Here is a 14,392-nt window from a genome sequence, read left to right as displayed (position 1 = left end):
CCCCTACGCCCTCCGGAGGATCCCCTCATGTCCGAGACCGACAACGGCGTCGACCCTCGTCCCGCGATACGGCCGACCCGGCGCGGGCTGCTGTTCGCCGGAGCCGGGGTGGGCGCCGGCGCCCTGCTGTACGGAGCCGCGGCCCCGGCGGCAGCGGCCCCCGGAGCAGCAACCGTGGCCCCCGTCGGCCCCGCCGACCTGGCTCCGTACGCCTCGTACTGGTTCCCCGACTCGCTCCCCCAGGGCTCCCCCGGCCCCGGGATCACTTGGCGCTCCCTGCTGCGGTGGAGCCCCGGGTCCGACCCCGATCTGGCCCACAACACCGCGACCGTGCCGCTGGCTCCCCGCTTCACCCCGGTGGCGCCGAACTCCACGGCCCGCGCCGGCCAGGCCCGGATCGCCTCGCTCGTCTCCTTCGGGAACACCGCCGGGAATCCCGCACAGGGTTCCCCGACCGCCGACTACTACGCCCTCACCCACTGGGCGTACATCGACGAGCTGGTCTTCTGGGGCGGTTCCTCGGGCGAGGGCATCGTCCTCGCCCCGAACGCGCCGGTCGTCGACGCCGCGCACCGCAACGGCGTCCGCGTGATGGGCAACGTGTTCCTGCCGCCCGTGCCCTACGGCGGCGACCTCCAGTGGACCCGGGACCTGGTCCAGCGGGACTCCCTCGGCCGCTTCCCGGTGGCGGAGAAGCTGGTGGAGGTGGCGCGGACCTACGGGTTCGACGGCTGGTTCGTCAACGCCGAGACCGAGGGGGGCGACAGCGAACTAGCCGCCCGGACCCGCCAGTTCCTGCGCGCCCTGCGGGCCGCGGGCGAGCCGCACGGTCTGCGCACCACCTGGTACGACGCCATGAACTCCACCGGCGCGGTCGGCTGGCAGGGCGCGCTCAACGGGCTCAACCAGGAGTTCTTCGAGGACCGCCGGGGCACGGTCGCCGACACGATGTTCGTGGACTTCCGCTGGACCCCGGCGAAGCTGGCCGCCTCCGGCGCCCTCGCGGACCGGCTGGGGCGCAGCCGCCACGAGCTGTGGGCGGCCGTGGACACGGAGTCCAACGGCTGGAACTCGGCGGTGGACTGGGACGCGATCGTCCCGCGCGAGCGCGACCACGTCGTCTCCTACGGGTTCTACCGGCCCGAGTGGACCCGAAACCACCTCACCGACCGCTCCCCGGGCGCCTTCCACCGCGCCGACGACCGGTTCTGGACCGGCGAGTCCCTGGACCCGGCCCGCCCCGCGGCCGACTCCGCCTGGCGGGCGCCCGCCACCGCCGTCGCCGACCGGTCCACCGTCACCGCGCTGCCCTTCGCCTGCTCCTTCAACACCGGCCACGGGGAACGCTGGTACGAGGAGGGCAGGCCCGTCTGCGACACCCCGTGGAACCACCTCGGCCTCCAGGACCGGCTGCCGGGCCGGCGCTGGGTCGTGGACACCGCCGGAACCCGCCCCGAGGTCACCCTCGACTTCGCGGCCGCCTGGCGCGGCGGCTCCAGCCTCCTCGTCGCGGGCGCCCTCACCGCTCCGGCCGCCGTCGGGCTGCACTCCACCCGGCTGCCGCTGACCCGCTCCACCGTGGTCGAGCTGGTGCACTCCACCGAGTCGGGTCCGGTGTCGGTCGAGCTCGGGGTCGCCACGCGCGAGCCGGCCGCTCCGGGGCAGGAGGTCCCGTACACCTGGCTGAAAGCGGAAACCCCGGGTACCGGGCAGGGCTGGCGCACCACCCGGGTCGGGCTGTCGGAGCTGGCGGGCCAGACCGCGCACGGTCTGGCCGTACGGATCACGGGACGCGGAAGGAAGCCGGTGCGCTGGCGGCTCGGCGCCCTGACGGTACGCGATGGCGCCCCGGGCCCCCGCCCGGCGACCCCGGGGACCCCGGCCGTGTCCGCCGCGGCCCAGCAGTCCGGCAGGGCGGCCCTGCGACTGTCCTGGCAGCGCTCGCCCGGCCCCGTCCGCCACTACGAGGTGTCCCGCGTCCTCGCGGACGGCACCCGCCGCTTCCTCGGCGGCACCTGCGGCACGGCCCTGTACCTCCCGGCCGTCGAACGGGCCGGCCGGGAGAAGGCGGCCGTCTTCGAGATCCGGGCCGTGGACGAGCCGTACGCCGTCTCCGCCCCCGCCCGTACCTCCCTCACCTGGGCCGGAGCCCTCTGACGCACGATGCCCGAGCAGTGGTGACCTCGACGTTCACCCGTCCGTGGCGGCGGGGTCGGTGCGGGGGACCGACACCGTCACCCGCAGCCCGTGCGGCGGGTTCGTCCCGTAGGAGAGGGATCCGCCGCCCGCGGCGAGCAGGGTGCGGGAGATGGACAGGCCCAGCCCGGAGCCCTTGACGTTCTGGTGGAGGCCGCTGCGCCAGAACCGGTCGCCGATCCGGAGCAGCTCCTCCTGGTTGAGTCCGGGCCCCCGGTCGGCGACCACGACGAGCACCCGGCTGCCCTCGACGGAGAGGCCCACCTCCACGGCCTCGCCCGCCGGGGTGAACTTGAGGGCGTTGTCGATCACGGCGTCGAGCGCGCTGGAGAGCGCGATCGGATCGGCCCAGCCGGTGGCGGCGGCCCGACCCGTCCCGGTGAGCCGGACCCCCTTCTCCTCGGCGTACGGCCGCCAGGCGGTGACCCGTTCGGCGGCCAGCCCCGCGATGTCGATCAGGCTGATCTCGGCGGTGGCGTGCTCGGCCAGCGCCAGGTCCAGCAGGTCGTCGAGGACCTGGGTCAGGCGCTTGCCCTCGGTGCGCACGGAGGCGATCTCCTCGTTCCCGTCGGGCAGTTCCAGGGCGAGCAGCTCGATGCGCAGCAGCAGTGCGGCGAGGGGGTTGCGCAGCTGGTGGGAGGCGTCCGCGACGAAGGCGCGCTGCTGCTCCAGGACCTCTTCCACGTTGTCGGCCATCTCGTTGAACGAGCGGGCCAGGCGTCGCAGTTCCGGGGGGCCGCCGCCGGCCGCGACGCGGGAGTTCATCCGCCCGATGGCGATGCCGTGGGCGGCGGCGTCCAGGGTCCGCACCGGCTTGAGCACCCAGCTGGTCAGCCGCAGGGCGGCGCCGAAGGCGACGAGCATGGCGGCGGCGAGCCCGCCGACGATCAGCAGCCAGCCCCGCAGGATCTTGGCCCGCATCTGGTCGGTGGGGGATTCGGTGGCGACGACGGCCACCACGTCCCCGTCGAGGACCACCGGGGAGACGACGAGGAGTTTGCCGTGGGTCTGCCAGGGCCACACCTGGCCGGGGTCGTGGCTGCGCCGTCCGGCGAGGGCGTCCTCGAAGGCCTTGCGGCCCTCGCCCGACTCGGGGAGCCGCCACCAGCCGGGGGCCCGGACCATGGCGTTGTCGTCCCGGTAGAAGATGCCGACGCTGATGCCGTACAGCTCCTGGTAGCGGGCGAGTTCGAGCTGGAGGATGTCGCGGCGCTCGTCGGCTCCGCTGGATTTCGAGCCCTCGGCGTCGATGACGAACTGGGCGAGCGCGGCGAAGCGGGCGCTGTCGTCGATCCGGTCGACGACCACCCGCTGCTGCTGTCCGGCGGCCAGGGACACCGCGAGCGGGAAGCCGAGGGCGAGGAGCACGCCCGCCATGAGGACGACGAGCAGCGGGAGCAGACGGGCGCGCACGGCTGATCCCCGCTAGAGGGCGGGCGGGACGGGCGGCGCGGCGGGGGCGGGCGGAGCCGGGGGTACCGGCGGCGCCACGAGCCGGTATCCGACGCCGCGGACGGTCTCGATGAGGGCCGGCATGCGCAGCTTGGACCGCAGCGAGGCCACGTGCACCTCGAGGGTCCGGCCCGTCCCCTCCCAGCTGGTGCGCCAGACCTCGCTGATGATCTGCTCCCGCCGGAAGACCACCCCCGGCCGCTGCGCGAGCAGGGCCAGCAGGTCGAACTCCTTGCGGGTGAGCGGCACGTCGGTGTCGTTGACGCCGACCCTGCGGGTGGACATCTCGATGGAGACGGGCCCGAGCCGTACGGTGCCGGGCGTTCCCGCCCCGCCCGCGGGCTCCTCGGAGACCCCGGTGCGCCGGGCGACGGCGTGGATGCGGGCGAGGAGTTCGCCGGTGTCGTAGGGCTTGGTCACGTAGTCGTCGGCGCCCATGTTGAGGCCGTGGATCCGGGAGCGCACGTCGGCCCGCGCGGTCACCATGATGACGGGCGTGGTGGTGCGCTTTCGGATCTTGCCGCAGACCTCGTAGCCGTCCTGGTCGGGCAGTCCGAGGTCCAGGAGGACCACGCCGAAGGGCGGCGCACCGGCCGGGAGCAGGGCCTGGAGGGCCTCCTCGCCGCTGCGGGCGTGGGTCACCTGGAATCCGTGCCGGGCCAGGATCGCGGACAGGGCGGCGGCGACGTGGTCGTCGTCCTCGACGAGCAGCAGTCTCATACCGTCCCTTTCCGATCTTCCCGTATCCGTAGTCCGGCATCCGTTTTCCGGACACCCTGCATCCACGCCGATGGAGACTCTCACGTCAAGGTGGTTCAGGTCGCGGGCGGCTTCCGTTACGGACCCGGTACGGCTCCGGGTGCCCGACGACGCGGCCGCGTACGGAGCGTATCGGTGCGAGGCCGGATCGTTATGCTCAATTCTCCCTCAGATGTACTGACGCTGTGCGCGCCACCTCACTACTGTCCTCCCAACCGAGGAGGACGGAGCAAGAAGCCGATGAGCGGAGTATCAGTGACCAAGGACGTGCAGGACGCGGCCGGTGCCGCGGACGACCTGGTCGTGCTGAGCAACGTAAACAAGCACTTCGGCGCGCTGCACGTGCTTCAGGATGTCGATCTGAGCATTGCCCGCGGCGAGGTCGTCGTGGTGATCGGGCCTTCTGGATCGGGCAAGTCGACGCTGTGCCGCACCATCAACCGCCTGGAGACGATCGATTCGGGCTCCATCACGGTCGACGGGAAGCAACTTCCCTCCGAGGGCCGCGAGCTGGCCAGGCTGCGCGCCGACGTCGGCATGGTCTTCCAGTCCTTCAACCTCTTCGCCCACAAGACGGTTCTGCAGAACGTCATGCTGGGCCAGTTGAAGGTCCGCAAGACGGACCAGGCCGCGGCGCTGGAGAAGGCGAAGTCGCTGCTCGACCGGGTCGGCGTCGGCTCGCAGGCGGACAAGTACCCGGCCCAGCTCTCGGGCGGTCAGCAGCAGCGCGTGGCGATCGCCCGCGCACTGGCGATGGACCCGAAGGTCATGCTGTTCGACGAGCCGACCTCGGCCCTCGACCCGGAGATGATCAACGAGGTGCTGGAGGTCATGCAGCAGCTCGCCCGGGAGGGGATGACGATGGTGGTCGTCACGCACGAGATGGGCTTCGCCCGCTCCGCCGCCAATCGGGTCGTCTTCATGGCCGACGGAAAGATCGTCGAAGAGGCCACGCCCGAACAGTTCTTCAGCAATCCGCGCAGTGACCGCGCCAAGGACTTCCTGTCGAAGATCCTGCACCACTGAGCCTCGCGTCTGGTAGTGATCCGGTGACGGATCGTCGTCCGAACCCGGCTTACGTCCGTCCCACGTCTCACGTCTGTCTCACGTCTCACTTCGAGGGAAGTCCACGATGAAGCTCTCCAAGGTCGGCGCCACCGCCGCCATTGCCGTCGCTCTCGCCCTGACCGCGACCGCCTGTGGCGGAAGCAGCGACAAGGCCGCCAGTGACGGCGGCGCGACCGGCGGTGCCAAGAAGGACAAGATCGTCATCGGCATCAAGTTCGACCAGCCGGGTGTGGGCCTCAAGACCCCCGACGGCAAGTTCACGGGTCTCGACGTGGACGTGGCGACCTACGTGGCCAAGGAGCTCGGCTACGAGCCCGACCAGATCGAGTTCAAGCAGGCCGTCAGCGCCGAGCGCGAGAACCTGCTCTCCAACGGCGACGTGAAGCTGGTCGTCGCGAGCTACTCCATCAACGACGCGCGCAAGCAGAAGGTCGACTTCGCCGGCCCGTACTTCCTCGCGCACCAGGACCTGCTGGTCCGCGCCGACGACACCTCGATCACCAAGCCCGAGGACCTCAACAAGAAGAAGCTCTGCTCCGTCACCGGCTCCACCTCGGCGCAGAACGTCAAGAAGAAGCTGGCCCCCGAGGCCGACCTGCAGGAGCTCGGCGGCTACTCCGAGTGCCTGACGGGCCTGGAGAACAAGGCCGTTGACGCCCTGACCACGGACAACGTGATCCTGGCCGGCTACGCCGCGCAGGACAAGAACAAGGGCAAGTTCAAGCTGGTCGGGCTGAGCCTGAGCAACGAGAACTACGGGATCGGCCTGAAGAAGGGCGACAAGGACCTGCAGACCAAGGTCAACGCCGCCCTCCAGAAGATGGAAGCGGACGGCGCCTGGCAGGCGGCCGTGACCAAGAACCTGGGCCCGTCCGGCTTCAAGAACGAGCCGGCTCCGGCGATCACCGAAGGCAAGTGATCCGGGGGCCGGTCCGACCGACCGGCCCACCGGCTGATCCACCGGCCAGATTCACCGGCCCGATTCATCGATGAGGTACGTCGCCGCCCGCCTGCCGTGGGCGGCGCCGTACCGCACCGGCCAACCTGGCCATCCTGGGGAGAGCGCAGGCCATCGTGTTCGATTTTCTTGATTCCGGGCAGTACGACCTGCTCGGAGCCTTCTGGGTGACGGTTCAGCTCACCCTCTACTCGGGTGCCGGAGCCCTGGTGTGGGGCACTGCCCTCGCCGGGATGCGGGTCGGCCCTGTCCCGCTGCTGCGGGGCTTCGGCACCACGTACGTCAACGTGGTCCGCAACATCCCGCTGACCCTGATCCTGATCGGCTGCTCGCTGGGTCTCGGCTCGACGCTCACCATCACGCTCGGCGGCGGCACCTTCAAGGAGATCGGCTTCCGGATGGCGGTGCTCGGGCTCGCCGCCTACACCGGCACCTTCGTGTGCGAAGCCCTGCGATCGGGCATCAACACGGTCCCGGTCGGCCAGGCCGAGGCGGCCCGCGCGCTGGGCCTGAGCTTCTTCCAGGTACTCACCCTGATCGTGCTCCCCCAGGCCTTCCGGGCGGTCGTCGCACCGCTCGCCAACGTCCTGATCGCCCTCACCAAGAACACCACGGTGGCAGCGGCGATCGGCGTGGCCGAGGCGGCCCTGCTGATGAAGGAGATGAACGAGAACGAGGCCAACGCGCTCTTCGCCATCTTCGGGATCTTCGCTCTGGGCTTCGTCCTTCTGACCCTGCCCACCGGCCTGTTCCTCGGCTGGGTGGCAAAGCGAGTGGCGGTGAAGCGATGACCTCCGTGCTGTACGACGCCCCGGGCCCCAAGGCCAAGGCGCGCAACTGGATCTACACCGGCGTCTTCGTCGTCCTGTGCGCAGCGGCCCTGTGGTGGGTGCTGTCCAAGATGGCGGACAAGAACCAGCTCGACGCCGACAAGTGGAGCATCTTCTTCACCGACGGCCGGGTCTGGACCACGTTCCTGCTGCCCGGCCTCGGAGAGACCCTGCGGGCCGGCGCCCTCGCCATGGTGATCGCCCTGCCGCTGGGCGCACTGCTCGGCATCGGCCGGCTCTCCGACCACGCGTGGGTACGTGCCGCCGTGGGCGTCTGGGTGGAGTTCTTCCGGGCCATCCCCGTGCTGATGCTGATGTTCTTCGGCAACGCCCTGTACCGGATCTACACCGACATCGGCACCGACGTCCGGCCGCTCTACGCGGTGGTCACCGGCCTGGTCCTGTACAACTCCGCGGTCATCGGCGAGATCGTCCGCTCCGGGGTCCAGTCCCTGCCGGGCGGGCAGACCGACGCCGCGAAGGCGATCGGCATGCGCAAGAGCCAGGTGATGGGCTACGTACTGCTCCCGCAGGCCGTCACCGCGATGCTGCCCGCGCTGGTCAGCCAGCTCGTGGTCATCCTCAAGGACACCGCGATCGGTGGCGCGCTGCTGGGCCTGGCCGAGCTGCTGTCGATGAACCGGCAGATCGCGGCGAACTACAGCAACGTCATCGCGTCGCTCGTCGTGATCGCCCTGCTGTACGTCGCGGTGAACTTCGCCCTCACCAGCCTCGCCTCCTGGCTCGAGAAGACGCTGCGGCGGTCGAAGCGGACCACCGACGCGATCGTCCCGAACACCGGGCTCGACGCGGGCTCGGCGGTCTGACCGACCCCCCGACGGACTGTCGGCACCCGGCCTGACAGACGGTCAGTACACTGGCGGGACACGTGTGGTGCGGCGGAACTCATCCGCCGCACCACTCGGCATTGTCCGGACCGGCGTCACTTGACGCAGGCACCTCCAGTGGGTTGCATACGTTCTGTGATCACATACCGGACACCGGGAGCCACATCATGGACCCGGTGATCGTCGTCGGCGCGGGGCCCGTCGGGCTGTCCATGGCCCTCGCCCTGGCCGGCCAGGGCGTGCCCTGCGTCGTGCTCGACGAGGGACCCGGCAAGGAAGAGCCACGCCCCGCCCGCACCGTCGCCCTGCACGCCGACACCGCCGCCATGGTGCACCGGCTGGGCTGTACGACCCTGCGCGACGAGGGCGCCTACTTCGCCGCCTGGCGCACCATGCGGCGCGGCCGGGACTCCCAGCGGATCACCTTCGAGGACGGACCGGCCCCGATCCACCTGCCGCAGCACGCCCTGACCCGCGGGCTGCGCGACGCCGCCACCGCGCACCCCCTGGTCCAGCTGGTCACCGAGAGCCGGATCGACGCCCTGGAGCAGGACGGCCACGGGGTCACCGCGCACACCCGCGGCGCCGAGACCACCTGGTGGCGCGGCAGCTTCCTGATCGGCTGCGACGGGGCCCGCTCCACCGTGCGCAAACTGCTCGGCATCCGCTTCCCCGGCCGCACCGCCGTCGAACGCCACGCCGTGGCCGCGCTGCGCACCGAACTGCCCTGGCCCGGCGAGGCCCTGCTGCACCGCGGACTGCCCGGCGGAGCCGGCGAGGTCACCGCCCGGCCGCTGCCCGACGGCGTGTACCGGCTGGACTGGCTGCTGCCCCCGCAGGGGGACCTCGTCACCCCCGACGCCCTCGTGACCCTCATCCGCGACACCCTCGCGGTGTGGTGCGGGGGCACGGCACCCCCGTACGACCTCCTCGACACCGGCGTCCACACCCTGCACCACCGGCTCGCCCGGCGCTGGCGCGACGGCCGCGCCTTCCTCGCCGGGGACGCGGCGCACCTGCTCGGCGCGCTCGGCACCCAAGGCGTCGAAGAGGGGCTGCGGGACGCCGAGAACCTCGCCTGGAAACTGGCCCTCGCCTGGCACCAGGGAGCATCCGAAGAACTCCTCGACAGCTACGAGGCCGAGCGCCGCAGGGCCGTGGCCGCCCGGCTGCGCGCCGCCGACCAGGCCATGCCCGTACTGCGCTCCGGGGGCGGACTGCGCACCCTGCTGCCCGGAGCCTCGCGCGCCGCCGAATCCCTCCTCACCGACGGCCACCTGGGGCGGGGCCCGCTGGGCGCGGAGCCCGTGTACGCCCCGGCCGTGGCCGTGCGCGAGGTGCCGACGGCCACCGAGCCGGGCGGACCCGTGGAGAACATCCCGGTGACCGCCCCCGACGGCGCCACGGTGCCGCTGCGCGACCGGCTCGGCCGGGGCAGGCTGCTGGTCGTCCTCGTCGCGCCCGGCACCGGCGTCTGGGACCGGCGCCACTGGCTGGGCGCCGGGCTGATGCCCCGCCTCGCGGCGGCGGTCGCGGCGCTCCCGGTCCGGACGGAGCTGCTGGTCGCCGACGGGTACCCGGGGGCCGCGGCGCACACCGTGCTCCTCGTCCGACCCGACGGACATCTCGCCGCGACCTTCGCCGGGGTCCGCCCGGCGGAGCTGTACGAGGCCGCGGACGCCGTCCGCCACGGCGCGCCCGAGTCCGCCCCCACCCCTTCGCCCGCCCCCGCTGTGACGCCCGCCGTCACACCAGTGATCGATTGACCCTCCGGCCCACTCGTGCTTCACTCACGGACATGACCGGCAACGACGTACGCCTGTGGCGGAGGGTCCATATGGACCTGCTCCGCTACGCGGGCTGCGTGTGTCGCCCTTCCTGCTGATTCGCCTTCCTCCGCGCGCCCGCCGAGTGCCGCGCGCCTTCGCGAACCCCCAGGACGGTCACCCTCCATGTCTGCACCCGCGTACACCCCTGCGTCCACGCACGCCCCCGCGTCCACGCACGCTCCGGCTCCAGCCGCCGTCACGGCCGCGGACCTCCTCGCCTTCACCCTGCGCATCGCCTCCGACCCCGAGCTGATCGCCTCCCTCCCCCTCGACCCCGAGGGCCGGACCTGGATCCGACTCGACGGACCGGGCGGCAGCGAGGCCTGGCTGATCGGCTGGCCCCCGGGCACCGGCACCGGCTGGCACGACCACGCCGAGTCGCGGGGCGCGTTCACCACCGCCCGCGGGCGCCTCACCGAGAACTCCCTGGCGGTCCGCATCCCTTCGGAGGGCTGGCAGTCCCTCTCCCTGGCTCCGGACGTGGACCGCACCCGCAGCCTGGGTGCGGGCACCGGGCGGGCCTTCGGCGAGCACCACGTCCACGAGGTGCTGAACGAGTCCGGAACCGAGCACGCGATCTCGGTCCACGCGTACTACCCGCCGCTCCCCCTGATCCGCCGCTACAGCCGCACCGGCCCGGTGCTCACGCTGGAGCAGGTCGAGCGTCCGGCGGACTGGCAGTGAGCGGCATCGACGCCCTCGTGGACCGGCTGCGCACCACGTACACCCGCGTGGACCCGGCCGAGGCGCACGCCGAGTCCCTGACCGGGGCGCTCCTGGTCGACATCCGCTACCAGGCCCTGCGCGAACGGGACGGGCTGATCCCCGGCGCGCTGGTGATCGAGCGCAACGAACTGGAATGGCGTCTGGACCCCGAGGGCTCCCACCGTCTCCCCCAGGCCACGGACCACGGGGTCCGCATCGTCGTGATCTGCAACGAGGGCTACGCCTCCACCCTCGCGGCGGCCTCCCTCCACGCGCTGGAGCTCCACAACGCGACGGACCTGACGGGGGGCTTCCAGGCATGGCGCGCGGCGGGCCTGCCGGTGACACCGCCTTCTTCTTGAGGCCTTGAGGCGTTGAGGCGTTGAGGCCTTGAGCCGCGCCGACGACGGGCGTGCCGAAAGGGCCGGTGGGGCTGGATCCAGCCCCACCGGCCCTTTCGCGACGGCCTAGCCCTTCGCCGCCGCCACGTCCACCGGCCGGACCCGCAGGGCCAGCCGGCCCGGGAGCGAGGTCGCGCACAGGGCCAGCAGGCCCGCCCCGGCGACCACCACCCCGTACGCCAGCGGAAGCACCACCGGCGCGGCCACCCCCGTCATGCCCACGCTGAACGCGGTCAGCACCGCCAGCGCGATCCCCGAACCCAGCGCCGCCCCCATCAGGAGCACCGCCAGGGCCTCCACCCGCAGCATCCCCCGTACCTGCCGCCGGGTGGCACCCGTCAGGCGGAGCATCGCGAACTCCCGCAGCCGCTCCCCCGTGGACATCGCCAGCGTGTTCGCCACCGCGATCGCGGTGAAGGCCAGGACCAGGCCCATCGCCAGCAGGTTGATCTCCGCCCCCGCGGCCTGCCGCTCGGCCCGCGCCCCGTCCGCGTCGGCCGCCGACAGCACCGCCACGCCCGGGTACTCCCGTACGGCCGAGGCCAGCGCGTCCCTCCCGGCGGTCCCCGCCACCAGCACGGACGAAGCCAGCGGATCGTCCACGTGCGCGGCCACCAGAGCGTGCGGCAGCGTCACGTCGCCGAAGCCCAGTCCCCGCCCGTACACCGCGGCGACGGTGAGGGTGACCGGCGTTCCGTCGCCCAGGGTCAGCGCCAACGGGCTCCCCGGCTCCAGCCCCAGCTGGTCCGCGGCCAGTTCGCTGACCGCGACGCTCCCGTCCCCGAAGCCCGTCAGGCTTCCGCCGCTCACGCCCGGGTCCCAGGTCCGGTCCAGGCCGGCCGGGGTCACGCCCTGCGCCGCGTACTTCGTCAGCCCCACCCGTACCGACGTGTTCACGATCTCGGTGACCGCCGAGACCCCGGGGGTCCCCCGGAGCCGCTCGGCCGCGCCATGGGAGACCCCCGGACCCCGCCCGGCGAGCACCCACTCGGCCCGCACCCCGTCACGGGCCTGAGCCCGCGCCGCGTCGCCGAGGGTCGGGGTGACGAAGAGCACGGTGCAGGCCATCCCGATCAGCAGCGTGAGCGGGGTGACGGCGGAGGCCATCCGGGTGGCGTTGCCCCGCAGGTTCGCGGTGGCCAGGTGCCCTCCCGGACCGGCCGCGCGCAGCGGTCCGGCGAGCAGCGCGGCCGCGCCCCTGACGATGAACGGGCCCAGCAGCGACACCGCTCCGGCGAGGACCACGACGGCGAGGAAGGTGACCGGTGTGGACGCCGGCTCGGTGCGCAGCGTGCTCAGCACTGCGACCAGGACCGCTCCGGCGGCCAGCAGCAGCACCCCGGCCACGGTCCGCGCCCACGGCCGGCGCCGCTCGACCGCGGCCTCGGCGAGCGCCTCGGCGGGACGGATCCGGGCGATGCGCCGCGCGGTGATCCGGGCCGCGGCCCAGGCGCCGAGCAGGCTCGCACCGACGGCGGCGATCATCGGGAAGATCCCGGCGGTGCGCTCCAGGGTGACGGGCACCACCCCGCTGTCCACGAACCGGCCGTGCAGCCAGGCGGCGAGCGGCAGCCCGGCGAGCGCTCCGGCCACCCCGGCGGCCAGGCCGACGAGCAGCGCCTCGCGGCCGATCATGCGGCGCAGCTGGCGGGGCGTGGCGGCGATGGCGCGGAGCAGGGCGAGCTCGCGGTGGCGCTGCTGGATCGACAGGGCGAAGGTTCCGGTGACCACGAGGATCGCCACGAGGAGGGAGGTGCCGCCCATCGCGCCTCCCATGGAGACCAGCTTGATGCGGGCGCCGGCCGCGTCGAGGAACTCCACGGGGCCCCGCTCGTCGCCCGAGGCGACCTGCGCGGTGGTGCCGTGGAGCGCCTGGCGGACCCGGTCCGCGAGTGCTCCGGCATCGACCCCGGGCTCGGGGCGCACCCCGATGGCGCTGACCTGCCCGTCGCGGGCGGCGAGCCGCTGCGCTTCGGCGTCGCTGAAGAACAGCGCGCTCTGGTGCGCGAGGCTCCCGCCGGCCGTGGCGGCGATCCCGCTGACCTTGTACGTCCTGGGCTCACCGGTGGACTGCACGGTGAGGTCCGAGCCGGGCTTCAGGGCCGCGCGGGCGGCGAGTTCGCGATCGACGACCACCTCGGCGCCGCCCTGGGGGGCCCGGCCCTGGGCGAGCGTGAAGGGGGTGAGCGCGGCCGAGGTCCAGGCGTGCCCGTACGAGGGCTTCGTGTCCGCGCCCTTGACCAGCGCGGCGGCCCGGAAGGTGAGCTCGGGGACGGCCTGCGCCACGCCGGGCACCGCGCGGACGGTGTCCACGGTGGCGGCCGGCAGCCAGGCCCGCTCGGCGACGGGCTTGGCCTTGTTCTTCGTCTTGTTCTTGCCCTTCTTCTCCTTGACCGTCGTCCGGTGGACGTTCTGGTCGGCGGAGACGACGACCGGGGCGCCCGCGTAGCGCTCGGTGGCGATCTTTCCGCGGAGTCCCGTCTCCAGGAGGGTGCCGCAGGCGGTGACGAGGGCCGCCGCGCACAACAGGGCGACGAAGGCTCCGAGGAATCCGGCTTTGCGGTCCCTGACGGTCTGGAGTGCGTAGCGCAGCATCATGCGGACAACTCTGCTGCCGGGGCGGTCTCCTGACATTGGAGCACCCCGGCGTCCGCCTCCTGGGGCCAACCCCCCGCTTCCGGCGGGATCAGCCCCCCGAGTACCCCGGGTACCCCAGGTCCTCGCCGTCGAGGTCCTCGGTGCCCTCCGCCTCCAGGGCGCGGCGGACCACCCGCAGGGCCATGCCCTCCGGGTATCCCTTGCGGGCGAGCATCCCGGCGAGCCGCCGGAGCCGCTTGTCGCGCTCCAGGCCCCGGGTGGAGCGGAGCTTGCGCTCCACGAGCTCCCGGGCGGTCTCCTCCTCCTGGTCGGAGTCCAGCTGTTCCAGGGCCTCCTGTACGAGGGTGGGGTCCACCCCCTTGGTCCGCAGCTCCTGGGCGAGCGCCCGGCGGGCCAGGCCCCGGCCGCGGTGCCGGGATTCGACCCAGGCACCGGCGAAGGCGGCGTCGTCGATCAGGCCCACCTCCTCGAACCGGGAGAGGACCTGCTCCGACACCTCCTCGGGGATGTCCCGCTTGGCCAGGGCATCCGCGAGCTGCCGCCGGGTGCGCGGCATCCCGGTGAGCAGACGCAGACAGATCGCCCGCGCCTGCTCCTCGGGGCTCTGGGGCGGCAGCTCCTGGCGGTCTTCCCTGGCGCCGTCCGGGCGGCGGCCACCCCGGCCGCCGCCTTCGCGGCGGCCTTGCCGACCGCCCGCGCGGCGGCCTTCAGGGCCGTCCGCGCCGCCCTTTTCCTGCTCCCACACGGG

The 14,392-nt window shown here is 72.9% G+C and carries 13 protein-coding genes; 9 read left to right on the top strand and 4 right to left on the bottom strand.

Features of this window, described 5'->3' with window-relative positions; translation table 11 throughout:
- The first annotated feature begins 27 nt into the window (after positions 1-27).
- Positions 28-2,157 (top strand): endo-beta-N-acetylglucosaminidase, encoded by a 2,130-nt coding sequence (locus OG490_RS27400; RefSeq protein ID WP_330298923.1) that lies wholly within the window; start codon positions 28-30, stop codon positions 2,155-2,157.
- A 33-nt stretch (positions 2,158-2,190) separates the two neighbouring features.
- Here the strand turns inward: OG490_RS27400 and OG490_RS27395 are convergent, their stop codons facing one another.
- Positions 2,191-3,609 carry a sensor histidine kinase gene (locus tag OG490_RS27395; RefSeq protein WP_330298922.1) on the bottom strand — a complete coding sequence of 473 codons (1,419 nt, stop codon included), beginning with the start codon at positions 3,607-3,609 and terminating at the stop codon, positions 2,191-2,193.
- Positions 3,610-3,621: 12 nt separating this feature from the next.
- Positions 3,622-4,368 (bottom strand): response regulator transcription factor, encoded by a 747-nt coding sequence (locus tag OG490_RS27390; protein ID WP_330298921.1) that lies wholly within the window; start codon positions 4,366-4,368, stop codon positions 3,622-3,624.
- Between the two features lie 279 nt (positions 4,369-4,647).
- Here OG490_RS27390 and OG490_RS27385 point away from each other — a divergent pair, with 279 nt between their 5' ends.
- The 8 genes from OG490_RS27385 (at position 4,648) to OG490_RS27355 (ending at position 11,007) form a co-directional block, all read left to right on the top strand.
- Positions 4,648-5,433 carry an amino acid ABC transporter ATP-binding protein gene (locus OG490_RS27385; protein ID WP_330298920.1) on the top strand — a complete coding sequence of 262 codons (786 nt, stop codon included), beginning with the start codon at positions 4,648-4,650 and terminating at the stop codon, positions 5,431-5,433.
- 106 nt (positions 5,434-5,539) lie between these two features.
- Positions 5,540-6,394: a glutamate ABC transporter substrate-binding protein gene (locus OG490_RS27380; protein ID WP_330298919.1), complete on the top strand. Its 855-nt coding sequence runs from the start codon at positions 5,540-5,542 to the stop codon at positions 6,392-6,394.
- Between the two features lie 155 nt (positions 6,395-6,549).
- A complete protein-coding gene (locus tag OG490_RS27375; RefSeq protein ID WP_330298918.1) occupies positions 6,550-7,224 on the top strand; it encodes an amino acid ABC transporter permease in 675 nt (224 codons plus the stop codon).
- Positions 7,221-8,090, top strand: a complete 870-nt coding sequence (locus OG490_RS27370) for an amino acid ABC transporter permease (RefSeq protein WP_330298917.1) — start codon at positions 7,221-7,223, stop codon at positions 8,088-8,090. The genes OG490_RS27375 and OG490_RS27370 overlap by 4 nt, the downstream gene beginning before the upstream one ends.
- 188 nt (positions 8,091-8,278) lie before the next feature.
- Positions 8,279-9,877: an FAD-dependent oxidoreductase gene (locus tag OG490_RS27365; RefSeq protein WP_330298916.1), complete on the top strand. Its 1,599-nt coding sequence runs from the start codon at positions 8,279-8,281 to the stop codon at positions 9,875-9,877.
- Between the two features lie 32 nt (positions 9,878-9,909).
- Positions 9,910-9,996: a putative leader peptide gene (locus OG490_RS39235; RefSeq protein ID WP_311318651.1), complete on the top strand. Its 87-nt coding sequence runs from the start codon at positions 9,910-9,912 to the stop codon at positions 9,994-9,996.
- 67 nt (positions 9,997-10,063) lie between these two features.
- On the top strand, positions 10,064-10,624 hold the full coding sequence (locus OG490_RS27360; RefSeq protein WP_330298915.1) for a cysteine dioxygenase: 561 nt from the start codon (positions 10,064-10,066) through the stop codon (positions 10,622-10,624).
- A complete protein-coding gene (locus OG490_RS27355; protein ID WP_330301090.1) occupies positions 10,615-11,007 on the top strand; it encodes a rhodanese-like domain-containing protein in 393 nt (130 codons plus the stop codon). Before OG490_RS27360 ends, OG490_RS27355 begins: the two co-directional genes overlap by 10 nt.
- Before the next feature lie 105 nt (positions 11,008-11,112).
- On the opposite strand, the gene OG490_RS27350 is transcribed toward OG490_RS27355, so the two are convergent.
- Complete coding sequence (locus tag OG490_RS27350) at positions 11,113-13,644, bottom strand: ABC transporter permease (RefSeq protein ID WP_330298914.1); 2,532 nt, start codon at positions 13,642-13,644, stop codon at positions 11,113-11,115.
- A gap of 88 nt (positions 13,645-13,732) precedes the next feature.
- Positions 13,733-14,389, bottom strand: a complete 657-nt coding sequence (gene recX, locus OG490_RS27345) for a recombination regulator RecX (RefSeq protein WP_330298913.1) — start codon at positions 14,387-14,389, stop codon at positions 13,733-13,735.
- Between the last annotated feature and the right edge of the window lie 3 nt (positions 14,390-14,392).

Source organism: Streptomyces sp. NBC_00503, assembly GCF_036346895.1.
Lineage (GTDB): Bacteria > Actinomycetota > Actinomycetes > Streptomycetales > Streptomycetaceae > Streptomyces.
Note: the sequence above shows the minus strand (reverse complement) of the source record. Positions and strands in the feature narration are given on the sequence as shown.